The sequence below is a fragment of the Nonomuraea sp. NPDC001699 genome (genome assembly GCF_053596455.1).
The window spans coordinates 433466-454203 of record NZ_JBSFGF010000007.1 but is presented as its reverse complement, the minus strand read 5'-3'; the positions used below and the strand labels follow the sequence as shown (position 1 = coordinate 454203).

The 20738-nt window shown below is 72.4% G+C and carries 26 protein-coding genes; 11 read left to right on the top strand and 15 right to left on the bottom strand.

The features are described from left to right. The first annotated feature begins 52 nt into the window (after positions 1-52). Positions 53-589 carry a dihydrofolate reductase family protein gene (locus tag ACWCSU_RS23910; protein ID WP_357699739.1) on the top strand — a complete coding sequence of 179 codons (537 nt, stop codon included), beginning with the start codon at positions 53-55 and terminating at the stop codon, positions 587-589. Between the two features lies 1 nt (position 590). Continuing rightward, positions 591-992 (top strand): hypothetical protein, encoded by a 402-nt coding sequence (locus tag ACWCSU_RS23905; RefSeq protein ID WP_449937561.1) that lies wholly within the window; start codon positions 591-593, stop codon positions 990-992. 109 nt (positions 993-1101) lie between these two features. Here ACWCSU_RS23905 and ACWCSU_RS23900 read toward each other — a convergent pair whose 3' ends face one another. Beyond that, positions 1102-1569, bottom strand: a complete 468-nt coding sequence (locus ACWCSU_RS23900; RefSeq protein WP_449937559.1) for a GNAT family N-acetyltransferase — start codon at positions 1567-1569, stop codon at positions 1102-1104. Between the two features lie 198 nt (positions 1570-1767). Here ACWCSU_RS23900 and ACWCSU_RS23895 point away from each other — a divergent pair, with 198 nt between their 5' ends. Continuing rightward, positions 1768-2052, top strand: coding sequence for a hypothetical protein (locus tag ACWCSU_RS23895; protein ID WP_449937557.1), 285 nt, complete (start codon positions 1768-1770; stop codon positions 2050-2052). A 65-nt stretch (positions 2053-2117) separates the two neighbouring features. On the opposite strand, the gene ACWCSU_RS23890 is transcribed toward ACWCSU_RS23895, so the two are convergent. After that, a complete protein-coding gene (locus ACWCSU_RS23890) occupies positions 2118-3395 on the bottom strand; it encodes an RNA polymerase sigma factor (protein WP_449937556.1) in 1278 nt (425 codons plus the stop codon). Beyond that, the gene (locus ACWCSU_RS23885) at positions 3392-3721 is read right to left on the bottom strand and encodes a YciI family protein (protein ID WP_449937554.1); all 330 of its coding nucleotides are present in this window, start codon (positions 3719-3721) and stop codon (positions 3392-3394) included. The genes ACWCSU_RS23890 and ACWCSU_RS23885 overlap by 4 nt, the downstream gene beginning before the upstream one ends. A gap of 34 nt (positions 3722-3755) precedes the next feature. Here ACWCSU_RS23885 and ACWCSU_RS23880 point away from each other — a divergent pair, with 34 nt between their 5' ends. Next, positions 3756-4187, top strand: a complete 432-nt coding sequence (locus ACWCSU_RS23880; protein WP_449937552.1) for an SRPBCC family protein — start codon at positions 3756-3758, stop codon at positions 4185-4187. Here ACWCSU_RS23880 and ACWCSU_RS23875 read toward each other — a convergent pair. Beyond that, positions 4184-4867 (bottom strand): response regulator transcription factor, encoded by a 684-nt coding sequence (locus ACWCSU_RS23875; protein WP_449937550.1) that lies wholly within the window; start codon positions 4865-4867, stop codon positions 4184-4186. The genes ACWCSU_RS23880 and ACWCSU_RS23875 overlap by 4 nt on opposite strands. Continuing rightward, positions 4848-6137 carry a sensor histidine kinase gene (locus ACWCSU_RS23870; RefSeq protein WP_449937549.1) on the bottom strand — a complete coding sequence of 430 codons (1290 nt, stop codon included), beginning with the start codon at positions 6135-6137 and terminating at the stop codon, positions 4848-4850. The genes ACWCSU_RS23875 and ACWCSU_RS23870 overlap by 20 nt, the downstream gene beginning before the upstream one ends. A 90-nt stretch (positions 6138-6227) precedes the next feature. On the opposite strand from ACWCSU_RS23870, the gene ACWCSU_RS23865 reads away from it, so the two are divergent. Further along, positions 6228-7211 (top strand): hypothetical protein, encoded by a 984-nt coding sequence (locus tag ACWCSU_RS23865; protein WP_449937547.1) that lies wholly within the window; start codon positions 6228-6230, stop codon positions 7209-7211. Positions 7212-7222: 11 nt separating this feature from the next. Here ACWCSU_RS23865 and ACWCSU_RS23860 read toward each other — a convergent pair whose 3' ends face one another. Continuing rightward, the gene (locus ACWCSU_RS23860) at positions 7223-7924 is read right to left on the bottom strand and encodes a CTP synthase C-terminal region-related (seleno)protein (protein ID WP_449937545.1); all 702 of its coding nucleotides are present in this window, start codon (positions 7922-7924) and stop codon (positions 7223-7225) included. A 70-nt stretch (positions 7925-7994) separates the two neighbouring features. Here ACWCSU_RS23860 and ACWCSU_RS23855 point away from each other — a divergent pair, with 70 nt between their 5' ends. Next, the gene (locus ACWCSU_RS23855) at positions 7995-8858 is read left to right on the top strand and encodes a LysR family transcriptional regulator (RefSeq protein ID WP_449937543.1); all 864 of its coding nucleotides are present in this window, start codon (positions 7995-7997) and stop codon (positions 8856-8858) included. A gap of 33 nt (positions 8859-8891) precedes the next feature. Here the strand turns inward: ACWCSU_RS23855 and ACWCSU_RS23850 are convergent, their stop codons facing one another. The 5 genes from ACWCSU_RS23850 to recD2 all read right to left on the bottom strand — a co-directional run bounded on the left by ACWCSU_RS23850 (position 8892) and on the right by recD2 (position 15552). After that, positions 8892-10223, bottom strand: a complete 1332-nt coding sequence (locus tag ACWCSU_RS23850) for a serine hydrolase domain-containing protein (RefSeq protein ID WP_357699763.1) — start codon at positions 10221-10223, stop codon at positions 8892-8894. A gap of 100 nt (positions 10224-10323) precedes the next feature. Beyond that, positions 10324-11355, bottom strand: coding sequence for an alpha/beta hydrolase family esterase (locus ACWCSU_RS23845; protein ID WP_449937541.1), 1032 nt, complete (start codon positions 11353-11355; stop codon positions 10324-10326). 128 nt (positions 11356-11483) lie between these two features. Next, positions 11484-11792, bottom strand: coding sequence for a MiAMP1 family antimicrobial peptide (locus ACWCSU_RS23840; RefSeq protein ID WP_357699767.1), 309 nt, complete (start codon positions 11790-11792; stop codon positions 11484-11486). A gap of 244 nt (positions 11793-12036) precedes the next feature. Then, the gene (locus tag ACWCSU_RS23835) at positions 12037-13227 is read right to left on the bottom strand and encodes an Ig-like domain-containing protein (protein WP_449937540.1); all 1191 of its coding nucleotides are present in this window, start codon (positions 13225-13227) and stop codon (positions 12037-12039) included. A gap of 156 nt (positions 13228-13383) precedes the next feature. Continuing rightward, a complete protein-coding gene (gene recD2 / locus ACWCSU_RS23830; protein ID WP_449937538.1) occupies positions 13384-15552 on the bottom strand; it encodes an SF1B family DNA helicase RecD2 in 2169 nt (722 codons plus the stop codon). Between the two features lie 301 nt (positions 15553-15853). Between recD2 and ACWCSU_RS23825 the strand changes: the two genes are divergently transcribed. Further along, positions 15854-16351 carry a GNAT family N-acetyltransferase gene (locus ACWCSU_RS23825; protein WP_357699773.1) on the top strand — a complete coding sequence of 166 codons (498 nt, stop codon included), beginning with the start codon at positions 15854-15856 and terminating at the stop codon, positions 16349-16351. A gap of 33 nt (positions 16352-16384) precedes the next feature. On the opposite strand, the gene ACWCSU_RS23820 is transcribed toward ACWCSU_RS23825, so the two are convergent. Beyond that, positions 16385-17338 (bottom strand): radical SAM protein, encoded by a 954-nt coding sequence (locus tag ACWCSU_RS23820; RefSeq protein WP_357699775.1) that lies wholly within the window; start codon positions 17336-17338, stop codon positions 16385-16387. A gap of 96 nt (positions 17339-17434) precedes the next feature. Here ACWCSU_RS23820 and ACWCSU_RS23815 point away from each other — a divergent pair, with 96 nt between their 5' ends. The 3 genes from ACWCSU_RS23815 (at position 17435) to ACWCSU_RS23805 (ending at position 18674) form a co-directional block, all read left to right on the top strand. Then, positions 17435-17758 carry a DMT family transporter gene (locus ACWCSU_RS23815; protein ID WP_449937536.1) on the top strand — a complete coding sequence of 108 codons (324 nt, stop codon included), beginning with the start codon at positions 17435-17437 and terminating at the stop codon, positions 17756-17758. A gap of 68 nt (positions 17759-17826) precedes the next feature. Next, entirely contained in the window at positions 17827-18381 is a 555-nt protein-coding gene (locus tag ACWCSU_RS23810) for a GNAT family N-acetyltransferase (RefSeq protein WP_449937534.1), read from the top strand. Beyond that, positions 18378-18674, top strand: coding sequence for a DUF952 domain-containing protein (locus tag ACWCSU_RS23805; RefSeq protein ID WP_449937532.1), 297 nt, complete (start codon positions 18378-18380; stop codon positions 18672-18674). Before ACWCSU_RS23810 ends, ACWCSU_RS23805 begins: the two co-directional genes overlap by 4 nt. Here the strand turns inward: ACWCSU_RS23805 and ACWCSU_RS23800 are convergent. Both ACWCSU_RS23800 and ACWCSU_RS23795 read right to left on the bottom strand, forming a co-directional pair. Then, on the bottom strand, positions 18662-19006 hold the full coding sequence (locus ACWCSU_RS23800) for an STAS domain-containing protein (RefSeq protein ID WP_357699783.1): 345 nt from the start codon (positions 19004-19006) through the stop codon (positions 18662-18664). The two genes, ACWCSU_RS23805 and ACWCSU_RS23800, sit on opposite strands and share 13 nt — an antisense overlap. A gap of 305 nt (positions 19007-19311) precedes the next feature. Continuing rightward, entirely contained in the window at positions 19312-19605 is a 294-nt protein-coding gene (locus tag ACWCSU_RS23795; RefSeq protein ID WP_449937529.1) for a hypothetical protein, read from the bottom strand. 410 nt (positions 19606-20015) lie between these two features. Between ACWCSU_RS23795 and ACWCSU_RS23790 the strand changes: the two genes are divergently transcribed. Beyond that, positions 20016-20234 carry a hypothetical protein gene (locus tag ACWCSU_RS23790; protein ID WP_449937528.1) on the top strand — a complete coding sequence of 73 codons (219 nt, stop codon included), beginning with the start codon at positions 20016-20018 and terminating at the stop codon, positions 20232-20234. A gap of 25 nt (positions 20235-20259) precedes the next feature. On the opposite strand, the gene ACWCSU_RS23785 is transcribed toward ACWCSU_RS23790, so the two are convergent. Then, entirely contained in the window at positions 20260-20634 is a 375-nt protein-coding gene (locus ACWCSU_RS23785) for a nuclear transport factor 2 family protein (protein ID WP_449937526.1), read from the bottom strand. Positions 20635-20738: the final 104 nt, after the last annotated feature.

Here is a 20738-nt window from a genome sequence, read left to right as displayed (position 1 = left end):
TTTGTCGGTGGGAAGGTTGAGCCACCTCAAGGACTCAAGGAGAGCGACAATCATGAGAAAGATCACCGCGGGCCTGTTCATCTCCCTCGACGGCGTCGTCGAGGCCCCCGACACCTGGCACTTCCCGTACTTCAACGACGAGATGGGCCAGTCGGTCGGCGAGCAGATGCAGGCCGCCGACGCCATGTTGCTGGGCCGGAACACCTACGAGGAGTTCGCCGCCTACTGGCCGAACCAGGACCCCGAGAAGGAGCCGATGGCCGAGGCGATGAACTCGCAGACCAAGTACGTCGTCTCCACCACGCTGACCTCGCCGTCCTGGCAGAACACCGAGGTCGTCAGCCTGGCCGACCTGGCGGCGCTGCGGGAGCGCCCCGGTGGGAACATCTCCGTCGTGGGCAGCGGCACCCTGGTCGTCTCGCTGCTGCGCGAGGGCCTGCTCGACGAGCTCAACCTGCTGCTCCACCCGATCGTCGTCGGCTCGGGCAAGCGGCTGTTCGACGACGCGCGCGAGCAGATCCCGCTCCGCCTGACCACCTCCACCACCTTCAGCACCGGCGTGCTGAACCTGATCTACACGAAGGCATGACATGACCGCCAAGACCGTCGCCGACAAGCTGCTCATCAAGCCGCGAAGCAGCGTGTGGGTCTCCGACCCCGCCCACCGGCCGCTCCTGGGGCCGCTGCCGGAGGGCGCCCAGGAGGCCGAAGCCGTCAAGGACGCGGACGTCGCGCTGATCTTCGCCTCCGACGCCGCCGCGGCCCACCGCATCCTGGACGAGCACCGCGACGAGCTCACCACCCCGCCCGTGGTCTGGGTGGCCTACCCCAAGGGCAACACGTCCGACATCAACCGCGACACGCTGTGGCCCATCGTCGGCGAGTACGGGCTGCGTCCCAACGGCCAGGTGGCGGTGGACGAGGTGTGGTCGGCGCTGCGCTTCCGCGCCCTGAAGGAGGGCGAGCCCCCGTTCACCGGCGGCCGCGGCTGACCCCGCAACCCCGTCGGACGCCCCCGCCAAACCCAGCCCCCCAGGCGAACCAGCCCCCGCGCCGGAAGCCGGTCGGCGACGGCCCCGCCCGGTAAAGGCCCACCCGAAGTCAGGCGGGCAGGTCGTCGCCCAGCACCATCAGCGGATGCTCGTCGTCGCCGTGCAAGACCGTGCCCGCGTGCCGGAACCCGTGACGTTCCAGCAACCGCACCGAACCGGTGTTGCCGGCGAAGGGGTCGGCGTGCAGGGGCCTGGTCCTCTCCTCCGCCAGGAACAGCCCCAGCGCCATGGTGCCGACGCCGTGGCCCCAGTGGGAGCGGCCCAGCCAGTAGCCGACGAACCGCCGCCTGCCCTCCCACCAGGACACGATGTTCCCGGCCACCTCCCCGTCGACCGTGACCGCGCGCACCAGGACGGTGGGATCGCCGAGCACCTGGGTGGCCCAGTGGGTCATGAAGGCCGCCCGCTCGCGCGGGACGAACCTGGACCGCCGGACGGCCTCCTCGTCGTGCTCCTGCTCCAGGAACACCTCCAGATCGGCCTCCTGGACGGGCCGCAGCCGCACGTCATCGCTCATGCCCGCCGAGTGTGGCACCAGGTACCGACAGTTCTCCGGCGGCACGCGCGCAAGGCGGCCGTTTCCATCACCCAACGTGATCGCCGCCCCGGCCTTGAGCTGCGGACGAGGGATTTTACCCGGCCATCGAGCTTCACGGAGAGTGACATGGGGTAGTCACGGTGCAGAGTCGCCCGCTCGGGCAGGGAGGAGGAGCGCATGACAGGCAGAGCCGTCAGCGAGCCGGGGGCCGTCGTCGAGGTGCCGGCGGCCACGCTCGCAGGCGGCGGTGTCGCGGCCCAGGTCGCGACGGGCCCGGGCACGTTCCCGGGCAGGGCCGCGGGCCGCTGCGGCCATCACGGTCGCCCCGACGTTCACCCCCATGACGCGGGGCAGGCCGTTGTGCGCAGCAGGTCCGCGTACCGCCGGGCCGGGCACGCCAGGCCGTACCTCACCGCGTACGGTCTGGCTGGCCACGGCGGGAGCTCCTTGCCCGGGTCGTGATCCCGAGGCCGGTCCCGCCGCCGATGCTGACTTCCCCAGTCCTCAGCCCCGGCGGCGGGGCCTTCTCATGCACCCGCCCGTGTCACCTCCGCCAGCCGCCTGGCCAGGTAGCGGCGCTCGGCCTCGGCGGGGGCCAGGCCGAGCGCCCGCCGGTAGGCGGTGGCGGCCTCGTCCCGGCGTTGCAGGCGGCGCAGCAGGTCGGCCCGGGTGGCGTGCAGCAGGTGGTAGTCGCCGAGCGCGCCGGTGGCGGCCAGGCGGTCCACCAGCGCGAGCCCCGCCGCGGGGCCGTCCGCCATGGCGACGGCCACGGCGCGGTTGAGCTCGACCACGGGGGAGGGCAGCAGCGTGGCCAGCCGCCCGTACAGGACGGCGATCTGCGGCCAGTCGGTCGCGGCGGGCTCGGCCGCGGTGGCGTGGCAGGCGGCGATGGCGGCCTGCACCTGGTACGGCCCGGCCGCCCGCCGGGCCAGTGCCGTCTCCAGCACGAGCAGGCCCTCCTCGATCTCGGCGCGGTTCCACAGCGTGCGGTCCTGCTCCTCCAGCGGCACCAGCGTGCCGTCGCCGGAGGTCCTGGCGGGGCGGCGGGCGTGGTGCAGCAGCATGAGGGCCAGCAGGCCGCCGGTCTCGGGCTCGCCGGGCAGCAGGCCGGCCAGCAGCCGGGCCAGCCGGATCGCCTCCTCACCCGGCCCGCGCGGCCCGACACCGGAACGGACCTCGCTCTCACCCGGCCCGCCGCCGGAGCGCCCCTCGCTCTCGTCCCATGCGGGCAGGCCGGAGTAGCCCTCGTTGAACAGCAGGTACAGAACGCCCAGCACGGCCTGGAGACGTTCGGGCAGCAGGTGCGGCGGCGGCACGCGGAAGGGGATGCCGGCCTGGCGGATCCTGCGTTTGGCGCGGACCAGGCGCTGCGACATCGTCGCCTCCGGCACCAGGAACGCCCGCGCGATCTCGGCGGTGCCCAGCCCGGCCAGCGTCCGCAGGATGAGGGCGACCTGCGCGGGCAGCGGCAGCGCCGGATGGCAGCAGGTGAACATCAGCCGCAGCCGGTCGTCGGGGAAGTCGTCGGCCGGTGGGGGACCGGCCTGCGCGGCCAGGGCGGCCTGGCGGAGTTTGACGGCTCCGGCCCGCTCGCGGCGCAGCCGGTCCAGGGCGCGGTTGCGGGCGGTGGTGGTCAGCCAGGCCCCCGGCCGGTCCGGTACGCCGTCGCGCGGCCAGCGTTCCAGGGCGGCGGCGAAGGCGTCCTGGGCGCACTCCTCGGCCAGGTCCCAGTCGCCGGTGAGCCGGATGAGGGCGGCCACGACCGTGCCCCATTCGGCGCGGAAGACCGCCTCCAGGTCGTTCACGGCTCCAGGACGGGCCTGATCTCGATGGAGCCGTAGCGGGCCACCGGGTGGGCGGCGGCGATCTCGACCGCCTCCCGCATGTCCTCGCACTCGATCAGGGTGAACCCGCCGATCTGGTCCTTGGTCTCGGCGAACGGCCCGTCGGTGAGCAGCACGTCGCCCGCGCGCACGCGCACGGTGGTGGCCTCGGCGGCCGGTCGCAGCCCCACGCCGCCCCGGACGACGTCGCGTCCGGTCATCTCCGCGCTCCAGCCGCCGCACCCGTGCAGCGCGATCTCCTCCGGCACGTCGGATTCGTCCAGCCCGATCATGAGCACGTACTTCATGTCCCCGAGGATAGCCAGCACGAGGAGGCGGGCGATGAGACCGGTGTACGCGGGTGCGGCCGTGCAGGTCGCGGCGCCGCCGCAGGAGGTGTTCGCGCTGATCACCGACTGGCTGCGGCATCGCGAATGGATGTTCATGACGTCGGCTCGGCAGGTGGGCGAGCGGCGGGTGGAGGCCTACACCGGGGTGCGGCCGGTGGGGTTCCTGGACACGATGACGATCCTGGTGTGGGAGCCGCCGTCGTACGTGCTGATGGAGCACACCGGGCGGCTGGTGCGCGGCCGGGGCGCGATCCGGGTGCGGCCGTGGCGGGGCGGCAGCCGGGTGATCTGGGCCGAGGAGCTGCTGCTGCCGCTGGGCCCGGCCGGACGGGCGTTGTGGCCGGTGGCGCGGCCGATCGTGACGGCCCTGGCCCGGCTTTCGCTGCTCCGGCTGGCACGCCTGCTGCCGCCCGGCCCGGACTAGGTGGCGTCGTGGACGACCAGGGCCAGCTGCACCCGGTTGTCCAGGCCCGCCTTGGTCAGGATGCGGGAGATGTACCCCTTGACGGTGCCCACGCTCATGTGCAGCTCGCCGGCGATGACCGCGTTGGGCTTGCCCTGCCCGACCGCGAGCGCCACCTGCCGCTCGCGTGCGCTGAGGGCCGACAGCACGCGGCGGGCCTCGGCGCGCCGCCGGTCGTCCTCCTCGGGCATCAGGTGGGCGATCAGGCTGCGGGTGACGCTGGGCGACAGGCTGGGCTCGCCGGCCATCACCCGCCTGATCGCCTCGACGATGCCCTCGGGAGGGGTGTCCTTGAGCAGGAAGCCGCCGGCTCCGGCGCGCAGCGCCCGCAGGACGTGCTCGTCGGCGTCGAAGGTGGTCAGGATGATGACGTGCGGGGCGCCGGTGCGGGCGCGCAGACGCCGGGTGGCCTCGATGCCGTCGAGGCCGGCCATGCGGATGTCCATCAGCACCACGTCGGGGGCGTGCTCGCCGACGGCGGCCTGGACGTGGGCGCCGTCGGCCACGGCGGCGACCACGCGCAGGTCGGGGGCGCCCTTGAGCATCAGCGTCAGCCCGGTGCGGACGAGCGCGTCGTCGTCGACGATCAGCACCCGGATCGGGCCGGGCACACTCGGCGGCTCACTGGGCGGCTGGCTCACGGGGCCATGGTAGCCGTGCGGCCAGCCGGAACCCGCCGTCCGCGGCCGGTCCCCGTTCCAGCCGGCCGCCGGCCAGGGTGACGCGTTCCTCCAGTCCGGCCAGCCCGGCTCCGGCGCCGGTGGCGGCCAGCGCCGGAGCCGGCCCGGCGGGCGCGGGGTTGCGCACCTCGACGGTCAGCTCCCGGCCGGCGGCGCCGCCGACCTCGACGGTGACGGGACGGCCGGGGGCGTGCTTGCGGGCGTTGGTCAGGCCCTCCTGCACGACGCGGTAGGCGGTGCGCCGGGTCGCCTCGGGCACGTCGGCGAAGCGTACGCCGTCCTGGCGCAGGTCCACGCGCATCCCGGCCCGCCGTGACTCCTCCACCAGCGGCGCCAGGGCCGCCGGCGCCGGCGGCGTGGACGGGCTCTGCCGCAGCACCCCGATGACGCCGCGCAGCTCCTGCAACGCCTGGTGGGCGCTGGAGCGGATGACCTCGGCCGCCTCGGCGACCTCACCGGGGGTGGCGGCGGCGTTGAAGCCCAGCGCCCCGGCGTGCACGGCCAGCAGCGACAGCCGGTGGGCCAGCACGTCGTGCATCTCGCGGGCGATGTCCAGGCGTTCGGCACGGCGGGCCTCCTCGGCGCGGCGCCGCTGGTCGGCCTCGGCGCGGCGGGCGCGTTCGGCCAGCGAGGCCAGCAGTTGCCGCCGCGTCCTGGCCAGGATGCCCCAGCCGGTGACCGCCCCGCCGAACAGCACGGCGACCAGCGCCCACACCGGGTACGGCGCCAGCCCCGGCGGCCGCAGCGCGAACCTGGCCAGCGAGGCGGCCACCCACGCCAGCCCGACCGCGACGGCGGCGGGCGGGCGCCGGTGGAGCGCGACCAGGAGCGTGGCGATCCCGGCCGCCACCGACGCGGCGGCCGCCGGCACCGACAGCGCGACGGCGACCAGCCCGGCGGCCACCGGACTGCGGCGGCACCACCACAGCGCCGCGCACGCCGCCGCCCCGCCCGCCACATCCGCCCACAGGTACCAGCCGGGCGTGCCGGGGGTCAGGTCTCCCCCCACCACCGAGGCGGCCGCGGCCAGGGCGAGCACGATCCCGCCCGCGGCGGCCGCCCCCGCCCGCCACGACCGCCCGCCGACCTGCCCCACCAGCGCCCGTCTCCCCGCCGCCTGCCCGGCCTGATCCTCGCCGCCCGTCTGCGGGCCGCCCGCCCCGAACACCATGGCCGATCGTAGCCCGCGCCCGCCGAGCCGGCCGGCAACCCCGGTCACCGGCCATGACAACCAAAGTCACCTCCGGCTCGCGACCGCGGTGGCCACGGACCGGCCGCAAGGCAGCAGCGCCGAGCCCCCGCCGCGGGCGAGCGTGGGGTCATGGTCTCCCTTCGGGCACGCGGCCGGTGGGCCGCGCTTGTGCTGGCCGGGCTCACCCCGGTCCTCGCCGAGCTGACGCTCGGCAATCCGCCGCTGCGCCAGGCGTGGCTGCTGCTGGTGTGGACGCCCATCTACGGCGCCGGCACCCTGTTGATCCGCGACCTGGTACGCCGGGCCGGCCGCGGATGGGGGTCGGTGCTGCTGCTGGGGGCGGCGTACGGGATCGTGGAGGAGGGGCTGGCGCTGCAGGCCCTGACCAGCCCCACCCTGTACGGCGCCGCGGGCTGGGCGCCGCGCGTCCTGGGCCTCAACAGCGCCTACGCCGAGCTCAACATCCCCTACCACGCGGTGTTCAGCGTGGCGCTGCCGATCCTGCTGGCCGACCTGCTGTTCCCGTCGCTGCGTGAGCGCCCCTACCTGGGGCGGGCCGGGCTGGCGGCGACGGGTGTGGTGTTCGTCCTGGGCGGGCTGCTGCTGCGCTGGACGGCCACCTTCATGGACCCCGGCTACCTGGCGCCGTGGCCGATGACGGCGGGGCTGCTGCTGGCGGTCGCGGCGCCGGCCGTGCTCGCGCTGCGGGTCCTGCCGCCGACCGCACCCCCGCCCGCCGGGGTTGCGGGGGACGTTCCCGCCCCGGCGGTGGTCGCGGCCGGGGCCGCCGTCGTCGCGTTCGGGTACCTGGCGCTGCTGTTCCCCTTCGGCGGCGCCCGCCATCCGGCCTTCACCCAGGGCGGCTGGGTGGTGGCGCCGATGGTGGCCGCCGCGCTCCTGGCGGTGACGGCAGGGCTGCTGCTGCGGCGGTGGGCGGTGGGCGGCGCCTGGCGGGACCGCCACAGCCTGGCCCTGGCCGGTGGCGCGCTGGCCGGGCACACCGCGTTCGGGGTGCTGGCCAATGCCGAGACGGTCGCCGACCGGGCCGGGCTGGCCGTGCTCGGGCTGGCGGTGGCCGCCCTGCCGGCGCTCCTGGCCCGCCGCAGCCGCTGACCCGGCTGCGCTCAGGAGACGGGCACCGGCGGGTGGGCGTGGCGGCGTACGGCGGCGGCGAACGCGCCGATCAGCGGGTGCGGCCGCCGCCCGTCGCCGGCCAGCTCCGGCTGGAACAGCGTGCCGACGAAGAACGGGTGCCCGGGCAGCTCGGCCACCCGCACCATGCCGTCCTCGGCGTGGCCGGAGAAGACGAGCCCGTGCCCGGCCAGCGTCCGGCGGTAGGCGTCGTTGAGGCCGTAGGAGCAGCTGTAGGCCTCCACGACGGAGGTGGCCCCCATGATCTGCTCGACCCGCGAGCCGGGGGTCAGGCGCACCAGGCCCTCGTGCCCGACCAGCGAGCACGACAGCGGCTCCACCAGGAACGCCTGCGCGGCGCCGGGGGTGTTCTCGGCGTGGGCGACGTCCAGCCCGCACACGTTGCGGCCGTACTCCAGCAGCATGTGCTGGAAACCGCCGCACGTGCCCAGGAACGGGATGCCCAGCTCCCGGGCGGTGCGGGCGGCGTTGACCGCGCCGGCCTCGCTGACGTACGGGCTGCCGGGCACGATCCAGATGCCGTCGAAGCCGCCGAGGTCGTCGGCCTCGGTGCTGGGGATCCAGTACGGGTCCAGGGCGATGCCGTCACGCTCACGCAGCGCCTCGATCAGCCGGGGGATGCGGACATGCGAACGGACACTGGGAGAACGGTCTCCCACCAGGGCGATTCTCATGCCCCCATCGTGGCCCCCACCCCCGCTTAAGCGCCAACGATGATGTCTGCACCTGCTATAAGCATTACTGATGGACCCGAATCTGTTGCGCACCTTCGTGACCGTGGCCCGCCACCGGTCCTTCTCGGCCGCCGCCCACGAGCTCGGCTACACCCAGTCGGCGATCTCCCAGCAGGTCGCGGCGCTGGAGGCCGACCTGGGCCTGCCGCTGCTGAACCGCCGCCCGGTGGAGCCCACCGCGGCCGGCGAACGGCTGCTGGAGCACGCGGCGCCGCTGCTGCTGCGCCTGCGGGCGGCACGCGCCGACGTGTTGCGGGCGGCCGCCCAGCCGGCCCACCGCCTGCGCCTGGCCGCCACCCCGCTGGCCGTCAACGCCGTGCTGGCCGAACGGCTGGCCGCCGCGCGCGCGGCCCAGCCGCGCCTGCACGTGGTGGTGCGCACCTGCGGCCGGGAACACCTGGCCGAGCTGCTGGCCGAGGGCGAGGCCGACCTGGGGCTGGCTGATGGCATCGCCGCCCCCAGCGACCCGCTGCGCCTGCCGGAGTCGGGGCCGATGACCACGGTGGGGGTCGGCGAGGAGGACCTGGTGGTGGCGCTGCCGCCGGGCCATCCGCTGGCGGGCAGGCGGGCCCTGCGCCTGGCCGACCTCGTCGACGCCCGCTGGCTGCAGACGCCGCTGTGCCCGTTGCCGCGCCTGCGCGACCTGGCCGGTGACGGCTTCGCCGCCGCGATGGTCTACGAGGGCGACGACGTGCACACCGTGCTCAACCTGGTGGCCGCCGGGCACGGGCTGACGCTGCTGCCGGCCTCGGCCGGGCCGGGGGTGCCGCTGGTGGCGCCACGCCTGGTGCACCGGGTGGAACTGCTGCACGGCACGCTGCCGCCCGGCCCGGCCGGCGCCCTGGCCCGGGCGCTGGCCGGCCCGCCGGGCTGACGCCCTCCCCGACGGGCAGACGAGCCGAAGGGCTCAGGCGTGCCAGCCGGTCACGCCGCCCGGCACCGGCGCGGCCGGGTCGTAGGGTTCGCGGGTGAAGACGAACGTGTTGAGGTCGAGGTGGTCGGCGGCCACGCGCAGCGTCTCACCGGCGTAGTAGCCGTCCAGCCCCAGCCATGTCCCGTCGTCCTGGGGCACGAAGCGGGAGGCGCGCCCGCTGCCGTCGACGGGCGCCAGCGACAACCCGCGCCCGGGCAGCAGCCGCAGCGCGTACGGCTTGGGCCCCCAGTGCCACAGCCCGGTCAGCGCCAGCAGGGCGGGGTCGGCGGGGGCGGGCTGCCACTCCTCGGGCAGGCGCGGCTCGTGCTCGTCGAGGATGTCGAGCAGGTCGGTGGGCAGGGTGTAGCTCATGCCGCTGGTGGTGTTGGCCATGAACAGCACGCCCACGCCTTGGGCCGGGTCGGCCCACACGGTGGCCAGGAACCCGGGCATGGACCCGGTGTGCCCGGCCAGGCGGCGCCCGCCGGCGCGGGCCAGTTGCAGGCCGAGCCCGTAGCCGGCGGTCCAGGAGTCGCCGTCGGCGACGCCGGCCGGTTCGCGCATCTCGGCCAGCGTGTCGGGCGACAGCACGCCGCCGGTGTCGCCGCCGACGAAGGCGGCCCAGCGGGCCAGGTCGTGCGGGGTGGACCACAGCTGCCCGGCCGGCCCCATGGCCACCGCGTCGTGCTCGGGCTCGGTCAGCACGACGTCGGCCCACGGGTGGACGGCGTAGCCGGTGGCGTGCGGGGCGCGGGGACGGGCGGTGGTGGCGTTCATCTCCAGCGGCGCCAGCACCTCCTGCCGCACGGCCTGCTGCCAGCCGGTGCCGCGCAGCCGGGCCACCAGCTCGCCCAGCAGCGCGAACCCGACGTTGGAGTAGTGGTAGAGGCGGCCGGCCCGGTGCTTGACCTGGTCGGGGCCCACCTGCTTGAGCAGGTCGGGCACGTCGAGGCCGGGAGTGCGCTCCCACCATTCGGTCGGCGGCTCGGCGGTCAGGCCGGAGGTGTGCGACAGCAGCTGGGCGATGGTGGCCTGCCCGGCGGCGGTGCCGGGCACGTGGCGCTCCAGCGGGTCGGTCAGCGCGATCTTGCCCTCGTCGCGCAGCCGCATGACGGCCACGGCCACGATCGACTTGGTGATCGATCCCAGCCGGTACTGGGTGGCCTGGGTCGGCGGTCCGTCGCCGACGCGGCCCCGGCCGCCGAACCACACCGTCCGCCCGTCGCGGACGATCGCCGCCGTCAGCGACGGCACCCTGCACTCGGCCTGCTCGACGGCCAGCCTGCGCAAAAGCGCGCGGGCCGTCACCTGTCCCACCTGACTCATGGCGACAGACTAGCGGCGTCGACCGTCCACCCGGTGCGCACCCGTCGGCTCGCCCCCGTGGGCCTTTCCCCGGGACGGCCGGTGGGCGGTCAGTGGGCGGTCAGTGGGCGGGGGCGCGGTCGAAGGTGTCGAGGATGAGCCGGCTGGCGTCCAGGTCGCGGGCGGTGTGGCCGAGCCGGGGCACCTCGATGGGGCCGGGCCAGGTGTGGCCGCCGCCCTCGACCGTGTACAGGCGCAGTGTGGCCCCCCGCGGGCAGGACGCCCACACGCGCAGCCGGACGCGGGGCTGAGGGCTGGTGGTGGCGGGGGGCGAGCAGCGCTGGGCGGCGGCCCAGGCGTCCATGGTCTGCTCCACGGGGGGCAGCACGACGAGCGCGGCCAGGTTCCTGAGCTCGCCGCCGGTCTCGGGGTGGCCGCCGCCGTAGGGGACCAGGCGGTCGGCGGTGCCGTGGAAGGCGACCATCGTGGTGGGGGCGGGGGTGCGGCAGGGCTGGGCGATGGGGATGCCGGCCACGGCGGCCACCCCGCTCAGGCGGCCGTCCAGGGCGCAGACCAGGGAGGCGGCCAGGCCCGCGCCGTAGGACAGGCCGGCGGCGAACTCACGGCCGGGGTGGACGCACTGGCGGCCTTCGACCTCGTCGAGCAGGGCGGCCAGGTAGGCGGCGTCGTCGGGGCCGGCGGTGTGCGGCAGGGTCCAGGCCAGCCGTCCGGGGGCCGATCGGGGGGTGATGACGATGTAGCCGCGTTCGGGGCCGATCCGGGGCAGGCGGCTGTAGGCGGCCTGTTCGGCGGCGTCGGAGCCCAGGCCGTGCAGGTTGAGCAGCACCGGGTGGGGGCCGGGGGAGTCGGGGACGGCCAGCAGGTAGCGGCGGGTCAGGCCGGCGAAGGTGAGCTGGTGGGAGCCGGAGGTGAGCCGGTGCGCAGAGGCGGCGCACCCACGGCTCACCGTGGCCCGCAACCGCTCCCGCGCTCGGCCTTGTGCCTGGGCCGGCGCGGATGCCCGGCCCGGCAGCGAGGTGGCGGCCGGGGACCGCGGCCGGCCGGTGCCCGGCCGGGAGGGGGTCGCGCAGCCGGACGGCAGCACGCCCAGCAGGAGCATCAGCAAGGCCGTGGCGGCGGCGCTCCTGCCCATCTCGCCCCCTTGCGCGTGCCGATGGTCCTACCGCCAGTCTGCCTTGCGCCGCCGGCCGGTACGCGCGCGCCCCGAGGCCGGCCGCCCCCAGGGTGCCTGAGGGGACGGCCGGCCTCGCGGGCGGCTGGTCAGCACACGATGAAGATGCTCTTCCAGCCGACAGGCGTGCGCTGCTCGGCGTTGCGGTTGGAGGCCAGCTCGAAGTGCATCACGCCGGTGGCATTGGGCTGGTTGTACATGCGGCCGCTCTGGCCGTCGCCGTACCACTTGTAGGAGCCGTGGTAGGGGATGTTGGACACGCCGCAGGCGTCCAGGACGACCGAGCGGCCGGTGAAGCCCCGGCCTTCGTAGGCGACGTATTGGGAGGCGTACGCGGCGCCGGCCGAGGCCAGGACGAGACCGGCCGTGATCGCGGGGACGAGAAGGATCTTCTTCAACGTGTTCTCCTTCGGGGTTCCTGACGAATGCCTACGGCCAGTCATCGTATGGCAACCCTCCGTGCACGTCGAGGCGTTTTCGCTGATGGCGACGGCAAAGGCCGGCCCAGCACCGTTCGGCGGACCGCAAAACAACAGCCGCTCACCGCCGCGAATGGTTCGGCGGCGATGAGCGGCTGGAAGACGTCCCGGAGCCGGGGAAGCGAAGGGGAGCGAGGGGGAGCCGGCGGGAACGGGGGAGCGGTCAGGCCTTGGCGTTCAGGGCGCTGCCCTTCTTCCACTGCGAGAAGGGCATCTGCCAAAAGCCCCAGCCGTTGTTCCACTCCAGCTTGCGGTCGGTGCCGGAGATGTCGACGACGTCGCCGCGCTGGAAGTTGTCGTAGAACCACTTGGCCTGGTCGGGGCGGGAGTTGATGCAGCCGTGGCTGACGTTGCGCGTGCCCTGGGCCCAGACGTTGTCCTTGGCGTGGACGTACTCGCCGGAGTTGGAGATGCGCACGGCGTGGTCGATCATCACGTCGTAGTAGCCGGGGTCGCCCTTCTTGCGGCCGGGGGAGATCATGCGCACCGGGTTGCCGCGTTCCATCGTCAGATGGACGCCGGAGGTCGTGGTGTACTCGCGCGTGGTGGCCATGCCGGCGCTGATGCGCATGGTCTGCACGCGCTTGCCGTCCTTGTAGACGTACATCATGTGGGTCTTGGTGTCGACCTTGCTGATGACCTTGGCGCCGATCTTCAGGTTGGCGGTGTAGTCCTTCACACCGTACAGACCCTCGCCGGCCTTGACGCCGGTGATGCGGGCGTTGAGGGTGACCTTCTGGTGGGCGGGCCAGTACTTGGCGGTGCGGTAGATGACGGTGGTGTCGTTGATCCACCGCCAGGCGCCGGCGACGGGCTTGTCCGCCTCCACCTCAAGGGCGCGCTCGATGGCCGCCTTGCCCGTGACGGGCTGGTTGAAGGTGACGATGATCGGCGCGCCGACGCCGAGGGTCTCGCCCTTGGCGTTGGGGGTGACGTCGGCGACCTGCAGCTCCCGCGCGGGCTTGACCGTGGTGAAGGTGCTGGTGGCGTCGGTCGCGCCGGCCTTGGCCGAGACGTTGTAGTTGGTGGAGGGCTTCAACGGCGTCCGCGAGACCCACTTGGTCTTGTCGGCGTTGAATTTGCCCTCGACCGTGTGGCCGCCGCCCTCGACGGTCACCTGCTCCAGCGCGCCGCCGGCGGAGGTGACCACGACCTTCTTGTCGGGGCTGACCTTGGCACTGCCTTCGGCGGGGCTGATGGTGACGGTGGGCGCCTGCGGGGTGGCCACGGTGGTGGCATCGGGCGCCTCGGGCCCGCGCGAGGCGGCGTTGCCGCTCGAGCAGGCCGTCAGGGCCGCCACCGCCAGCAGCGCGAGGCCGGCGGCAGACTTCGTCCATGCGGGCGCAACGTTCAAGACTGTCCTCTCCCCCAGGGCGGCAAACCCACCCCAAAGACTTTAATGCTCCTGCATGTATGACGCAGAATCATTTAGGAGAGTTCGGTCACATTTGCATCACTAATTGCTGTCAACCCCAGGTCAACCGGGGTCAACGCGCCGATCAACACGGCGTCAGGGCCGCTCCAGCCGATGGGTCAGGCTCGTGTGCCGCCGCCCGGCCCCCTTGGTCCGTACGGCCTGGGCCAGCGCCCGCCGCGACCCCACGATCACCACCAGCCTCTTGGCCCGGGTGATCGCGGTGTAGAGCAGGTTGCGCTGCAACATCATCCACGCACTGGTGGCCAGCGGAATCACCACCGCCGGATACTCACTGCCCTGACTGCGGTGGATGGAGACGGCATAGGCGTGAGCCAGCTCGTCCAGCTCGTCGAAGGCGTAGTCGACCTCTTCGTCCTCGTCCGTGCGCACGGTGAGACTGTGGTCGTCGGGACGGATGCCGGTGACGATCCCCACCGTCCCGTTGAACACCCCCGCCGCACCCTTGTCATAGTTGTTGCGCAACTGGGTGACCTTGTCACCCACCCGGAAGACCCGCCCCCCGTAACGCCGCTCGGGCATGCCCTCCCGCGCCGGCGTCAACGCCTCCTGCAACGCCATGTTGAGCGCGCCCGCCCCCGCCGCACCACGATGCATCGGCGCCAGCACCTGCACCTCACGCCGGGCGTCCAGCCCGAACCTGGCCGGGATGCGCCGCGCCACGACATCCACCGTCATCGCCGCGATCTCCTCCGGCTCCTCACACGGAAACAGAAAGAAGTCCGACATACCGGCCAGCACCGGATGATGCCCGGTGTTCACCCGGTGAGCGTTGGTGACCACCCCCGACTCCTGCGCCTGACGGAAGATCTGCGTCAACCGCACCCGGGGCACGTCCGCGGCCGCCAGCAGATCCTTCAGCACCTCCCCGGCCCCCACCGACGGAAGCTGGTCCACATCACCCACCAGCAACAGATGCGTGCCCGGCGCCACGGCCTTGAGCAGCTTGTTGGCCAGCAGCAGATCCAGCATCGACGCCTCGTCCACCACCACCAGGTCCGCATCCAGCGGATTGTCACGATCGAACGTGGCCTCCCCACCCGGCCGCAACTGCAACAACCGGTGAACAGTGGTGGCCTCGTGCCCGGTCAGCTCCGACAACCTCTTGGCCGCCCGGCCCGTCGGCGCCGCCAGGATCACCCTGGCCCGCCTGGCCCTGGCCAGCGTCACGATCGACCGCACGGTGAAACTCTTGCCGCAACCCGGCCCGCCGGTCAGCACCGCCACCTTGCACGTCAGCGCCAGCCGCACCGCCTGACGCTGCTCCGGCGCCAGCTCCGCGCCCGTCCGGGCGGCCAGCCACCGCTCGGCCCGCTCCCAGTCGACCTCGGCGAAGGCCCGCAACCGGTCATGACCACTGTGCAGCAACGACAACAACCCCCCGGCCAGCGACACCTCGGCCCGATGGAAGGGCGGCAGATACACCGCCGGCACACTGTTGTCCCCGGCCGGCACCTGCTCACGCACCACCCCCTCCTCGGCCGCCAGCTCCTCCATGCACCGCGCGGCCAGCTCCGCCGGCACCTCCAGGATCTTCACCGCGTCGGCGACCAGATTGGGCGAGGGCAGGTAACAGTGACCGTCATCGGCCGCCTGCGACAACGTGTACCGCAGCCCCGCCTTGACCCGCTCAGGACTGTCGTGCGGGATGCCGACGGCCTGAGCGATGGTGTCGGCCGTCTTGAACCCGATACCCCACACCTCATCGGCCAGCCGGTACGGCTGCTCACGCACCACCGAGATCGACGACTCACCGTACTGCTTGAAGATCCGCACCGCGATCGAGGTGGACACCCCCACCCCCTGCAAAAAGATCATCACCTCCTTGATGACCTTCTGCTCCTCCCACGCGGCCGCGATCATCTTCGTCCGCTTGGGACCCAGCCCCTGCACCTCCACCAGCCGCTGCGGCTCCTGCTCGATCACCTCCAGCGTCCCGGTACCGAAATGATCGACGATCCGCTCGGCCATCTTCGGCCCGATCCCCTTGATCAGCCCCGACCCCAGATAACGCCGAATGCCCTGCACCGTGGCCGGCAACACCGTCGTGTAGGACCACACCTCGAACTGCCGTCCGTACCGAGGATGAGACGTCCACCGCCCCCGCAACCGCAGCGACTCCCCGACCTGCGCCCCCAGCAGCGGCCCCACCACCGTCAACAGCTCCGCCCCCGACCGCTCGGTGGCCACCCGCGCGATCGTGTACCCCGTCTCCTCACTGGCGAACGTGATGCGTTCCAGCACGGCGGAAAGCTCGGTACCGACGACACCAGACGCACTCTCGCCCACCGCTCGCCCCTCCCACCGATACACCTGCGGTGCCAGGGTAGAGGAATCACCACTTATGAGAACCGTGACCACCCGCCCCCCAGCCGCCGATCCCAAGGCGACCGCGAGACAGGGGAGAGGGCGCGACGACAGGCACACCCGGGGCACCGGTGATCGAGGCCGGAGGAGTGCACCCTGAGGGCCTCGACACGCAATCAGGACCCGACGACCACCCCGTCAGCACCCACCCCCGACGGCACCCCTTACAGTGACACCGGTGAAGATCAGACAAGGCCGCCCCGGCGACGACGCGCTCCTCCTGACCATGTTCGACAGCGCCGTGCAATGGCTCGTCAGCCAGGGACGCACCGGCCAATGGGGCACCCGCCCCTTCACCGGCGACCCCCGCCGCACCCAGCAGGCCACCGACTGGCTGGCCGGCGGCGGCATGCGCATCGCCGAACTCGACGGCGAGCCGGCCGGCTGCATCGTCGTCGGCGACGCCCTGCCCTACGTCACCCCCGCCACCGAACCCGAGCTCTACGTCCAGGTCCTCGTCATCGACCAGCGCCACTCCGGCCGAGCCGTCGGACGGCACCTGCTGCAATGGGCCTTCCAGGAAGCCCGCGACCGCGGCCTCGGACTCGTCCGCGTCGACTGCTACGCCGGCGACGACGGCCGCCTCGTCTCCTACTACGAAAGCTGCGGATTCACCCGCGAGGCGCCCTTCACCGTGGGGGAGTGGCCCGGCATGATCCTCCACCACCGCCCCTGAATCCCGCCCCCCGGCCCGACCCGGGCCAGGGCCTCACACCAGCGCCAGCTGCGCCGCCCGCGGCCCCCGCCCCACCGGCTCCGGCGCACCGCACCGCATCCCATAAACCCGGCACAACTGCGCGATCTGCCCCGTGATGCGCTGCTCATAGCCCGGGGAGGGCAAACCCGCCCGATCGTAGAGCTCCTCATAACGCTCCACCAGGTGCGGATGCGCCCCGGCCAACCACCGCAAATACCACTGACGCGTCCCCGGCGGCAACCGCAACACCACCGGCTCCACCGCCACCGCCCCCGCACCCGCGATCCGCCGCACCGTCGCCGTCAACTGATCAGCGGCATCACTCAGCAACGGCAACACCGGCCCCATCAGCACCCGGCACTCCACCCCGGCCTCCACCAGCGCCGACACCAACTCCAACCGCGCCTGCGCCCCCACCGCCCCCGGCTCCACCGCACGCCTGATCCGCTCGTCCACGAACGCGATCGACACCGCCACCCGCGCACCGGCCCCCGCCAGCACGGACGCGTCCCGCAACACCAACGCACTCCTGGTGTACACCGTGAACGGCACCCCCGCCGCCCCCAGCGCCCCCACCACCCCCGGCATCAACCGGTACCTCTCCTCAGCGGCCTGATAACAGTCGCCACCCACCCCCACCGCCAGCGGCTCACCCGCCCACCGCTCCAGCTCCGACCGCAACCGCTCCACCACGTTCGCCCGGACCACGATCCGCGTGTCGAAATCAGCCCCCGCGTCCAACCCCCACCTGCGATGACCGTCGCGCGCCCCGCACCCCAGACACGCATGCGCACAACCCCGATAAGGCGAGACCGCCCACCGCTCGGCGATGCCCGCACTCCCCGGCACCCGCTCGATCACCGTACGGGCCTGCGTCTCATAGAAACCGTCACGCACCACCGCACGCCGCTCGATCAGCGGCCGGTCGTCGACGGCCTCGACAAGCGCCAGCGCATCCCAACCCACCCGACCAGTGGAACACGCATTCGACTGCCTTTTCAAGCGGAACCCCCCCACTAAACTGGCACACCCGTCCCACTTACCCGCCCCCGAGGAACCCCCATGGCCTGGATCCTGCTCGCCTTCGCCATCGCCTCCGAAGTCCTGGCCACCACCGCACTCAAACTCAGCAACGGCCTCACCCACATCGGCTGGACCATCGCCGTCGCCACCGGCTACATCACCTCCTTCGTCCTGCTCGCCCGCGCACTCAAACTCCAACTCGACATGGGCACCGCCTACGCCATCTGGTCCGGCGCCGGCACCGCCGCCATCGCCCTCATCGGCGCCACCCTCATGGGCGAAACCCTCACCCCCCTCAAAATCGGCGGCATCCTCCTCATCATCGGCGGCGTCATCGTCCTCAACCTCGCCGGCAGCCACTGACAAGCAGACACCCAGGCCACCCGGAAAACGCGTTGAACACCCCCCACCCCCTCCCTACACTGCCCCCCGTGCTCACACCCGAATACCCCATCACCACCCCCCGCCTCCACCTACGCCCCTTCACCCCCGACGACCTCGACGCCCTCCACGCCTACGAATCCCGCCCCGACGTCGCCCGCTACCTCTACTGGGAACCCCGCGACCACCACACCACCGCCACCTTCCTCGACAAGAAGATCACCCGCCACAGCCTCCACGACGAAGGCGACGCCCTCGACCTGGCCATCACCCTGCGCACCACCGGCCAGCTCATCGGCAACACCCTGCTCATCTGGACCAGCAGACAACACCGCCAAGGCGAGATCGGCTACGTCCTGCACCCCGACCACCACGGCCACGGCTACGCCCCCGAAGCCGCCCGCCCCATGCTCGACCTCGGCTTCACCCACCTCGGCCTCCACCGCATCACCGGCCGCCTCGACGCCCGCAACAAACCCTCCGCCCGCGTCCTGGAAAAACTCGGCATGCGCCACGAAGCCACCCTCGTCGACAATGAGATCGTCAAAGGCGAATGGACCAGCGAAACCATCTACGCCATGCTCGAAACCGAATGGACCCCATGACCGTCCACCACCTCGCCCTGCGAACCGACTGGGAACACGCCCAGCAAGCGGGGGAGTACCGCATCTCCACCCTCGGCCACACCCTCGACGACATCGGCTTCATCCACCTCAGCCGCGACCACACCCAGCTGCGCACCGTCCACGACACCTACTACACCGCCGTCACCCAGCCGCTCCTCGTCCTCGACATCGACCCCACCGGCCTGGACATCCGCACCGAGAACGGCTACCCCCACCTGTACGGCCCCCTCCCGCTCACCGCCGTCACCGCCACCCACCCCTACACCCCCTGACCGCCCGTCCACCCCATCGACCGGAACAACCGCAACACATGCGGCGGCGTCCCCACCACCTGCGTACGCCCCGCCCGGCACGACAGCACCAGCAGCCGCGCCCCCTCCACCCCCAGGAAAGCCAGCCCGCTCACGTCCACCACCAGCGACTCGTCGATCCGCCGCGCCCGCTCCAGCGCCTCGGCCAGCGCCGCCTGGTTGGTCGCGTCCACCTCGCCCACCAGCGAGATGATCGACGGCCCGGGCATCGGGCAGCACGTGATGCGCAACTGGTGGTCGACGTAGAGGAGTTGGGGGAGGGACGCGCACCCGAGGGGGTCCGGGGTATTCACGACAAAGCCGCCATTCCCGGGCTCTCACATGCCCGGCTTCGCAAACAGGGGAGTGGACCGTGGACCGTGCGGCCGGTGAGCCCCACCGAGGCCGCCACCCCCCAAGGACCAAGGCAGCCCCACCGAGGCCGGAGGGGTTTCACGCCCCCCATTCACACACCCGCACCCCGACAGCATAGAGCAGCCGTCCGACCGCCGTGCGTAATCGCCGGGATCTCCAGAACGGGACGACCAGCGCTTTTTAAGGACGATTTACCCAAACCAAACAGAATCCACGTTCTGTACGGTATGAGCAGTTTGTCCAGCTAGAGGCGGTTCACGAAGCGGGAGGCGGCCCGCTGGCTCATGCCGGTCTCGCCGCGTACCAGGAAGACGGCTTCCTGGATCTGGCCGACCGCCTTCAGCTCGCGGGCCTGGTCGACCAGGTCGACACTGGGGTTGGGGCGATTTCGGGGGCTCTTGGTGAGCCGGACGGCCAAGATGATCAGCCAGATGACGGCGGCGACGACGACGGCGGTGAGTGCGACGAGGCCGGCCGTCGAGACCACCAGGGCCGTCGGCGCCGTGAGGATCCGGCTGGACGTCGTCAGGCTGGACATGGCAGGAATCTGCCCGGCGTGTGACCGTTCATGCGGGGTGTTTTTGCCGGGTCGTGGTGTGTGGCTGGTTGCTCGATAATGAACATTATGTCAAGTAGATCGGATGGAGGGCCTCCTCCGCCTTCCGGTCACGGCCCGGGGGCGGCCTCGGGCCGGCGGGCGTTGCCCGTGGGGAAGCTGTGAAGTTTTTTCTGCCGTTCCCGCCCCCGTCGTGATCTTGGCGGCCGGATCGGGGTGCGGCGTGATCTGGGGTTTCGTGGGTCCGGCGGTGCTCCCCTGGGTGCTGACGGGGTGTTTGACGCTGTGTTGATTCGCTGTCTTTGTCATGGTGGGTGGATTTAGGGTAGAGCTCCTGCCTATTCGCTCAGCGAGAGGAGCAGCACGTGGGGACCGAATCGGTTTTATGTCCGGTGTGTCAGGGGGTTCTGCCCGCTTCGGGCAGGGAGGCGTACACCCCGCTGCGGGGCCGGTTGATCGTGACGAACGGGTACTGCGCGGGCGGGCACGCCGAGGGGCGTGCCGAGGCGGCGCAGGTCGAGCAGGAGCAGACGCGGCAGGTGGCGCGTCCGATGCCGGCCCAGCCTGTGGTGCAGGGTGTGGTGGCGCCGGTGCCGATGGGGCGGCGCTGAGTTTCGGCTGAGCCTCGGCCGTGTCTCATCGGTGGCCGGGGGTGGTGTGCCAGTAGTCGCGGGTCTGTACGGCCAGCCCGTCGGGGTTGAAGCGGGCGAAGACGCAGCCTGCGAGGGTGACGGGGTGGCCGTTGTCGAGGGCGTGGACCCGGTATTCGATGGCGGCCCGATCGCCGTCGACGATGGGGGTGGTGAAGGTGACGTGGGGGTCGCTTTCGCCGGTGAAGGATTGCCGGATGTAGTCGGCGATGGCGTGTTTTCCGTGGTGGGGTGGGCGGAAGGGCATGCTGGTGTGGGTGGCGTCGTCGCTGTAGAGGGCGATGATGGCGGTGGTGTCGTGGTGGGTCCAGCCGTGTTGCCAGGTGTCGGCGAAGTGCTGGGCGGCTGTCTGGGTGTCCATGGGGACCATTGTGGGTGGGTTGGGGTTCCTGGTCGGGGTTGAGGTGCTCTCCCCCGCCGGGATTTTCCGGGCATATCAGGGCAATATGGCTGCTCAGCGCAGGT

Excerpts from the sequence above, each read along its gene's own strand:
- ACWCSU_RS23910 (WP_357699739.1), top strand. The coding sequence starts at position 53 with ATGAGAAAGATCACCGCGGGCCTGTTCATCTCCCTCGACGGCGTCGTC.
- ACWCSU_RS23905 (WP_449937561.1), top strand. The coding sequence starts at position 591 with ATGACCGCCAAGACCGTCGCCGACAAGCTGCTCATCAAGCCGCGAAGC.
- ACWCSU_RS23900 (WP_449937559.1), bottom strand. The coding sequence starts at position 1,569 with ATGAGCGATGACGTGCGGCTGCGGCCCGTCCAGGAGGCCGATCTGGAG.
- ACWCSU_RS23895 (WP_449937557.1), top strand. The coding sequence starts at position 1,768 with ATGACAGGCAGAGCCGTCAGCGAGCCGGGGGCCGTCGTCGAGGTGCCG.
- ACWCSU_RS23885 (WP_449937554.1), bottom strand. The coding sequence starts at position 3,721 with ATGAAGTACGTGCTCATGATCGGGCTGGACGAATCCGACGTGCCGGAG.
- ACWCSU_RS23880 (WP_449937552.1), top strand. The coding sequence starts at position 3,756 with ATGAGACCGGTGTACGCGGGTGCGGCCGTGCAGGTCGCGGCGCCGCCG.
- ACWCSU_RS23865 (WP_449937547.1), top strand. The coding sequence starts at position 6,228 with ATGGTCTCCCTTCGGGCACGCGGCCGGTGGGCCGCGCTTGTGCTGGCC.
- ACWCSU_RS23860 (WP_449937545.1), bottom strand. The coding sequence starts at position 7,924 with ATGAGAATCGCCCTGGTGGGAGACCGTTCTCCCAGTGTCCGTTCGCAT.
- ACWCSU_RS23855 (WP_449937543.1), top strand. The coding sequence starts at position 7,995 with ATGGACCCGAATCTGTTGCGCACCTTCGTGACCGTGGCCCGCCACCGG.
- ACWCSU_RS23850 (WP_357699763.1), bottom strand. The coding sequence starts at position 10,223 with ATGAGTCAGGTGGGACAGGTGACGGCCCGCGCGCTTTTGCGCAGGCTG.
- ACWCSU_RS23845 (WP_449937541.1), bottom strand. The coding sequence starts at position 11,355 with ATGGGCAGGAGCGCCGCCGCCACGGCCTTGCTGATGCTCCTGCTGGGC.
- ACWCSU_RS23815 (WP_449937536.1), top strand. The coding sequence starts at position 17,435 with ATGGCCTGGATCCTGCTCGCCTTCGCCATCGCCTCCGAAGTCCTGGCC.
- ACWCSU_RS23805 (WP_449937532.1), top strand. The coding sequence starts at position 18,378 with ATGACCGTCCACCACCTCGCCCTGCGAACCGACTGGGAACACGCCCAG.
- ACWCSU_RS23795 (WP_449937529.1), bottom strand. The coding sequence starts at position 19,605 with ATGTCCAGCCTGACGACGTCCAGCCGGATCCTCACGGCGCCGACGGCC.
- ACWCSU_RS23785 (WP_449937526.1), bottom strand. The coding sequence starts at position 20,634 with ATGGACACCCAGACAGCCGCCCAGCACTTCGCCGACACCTGGCAACAC.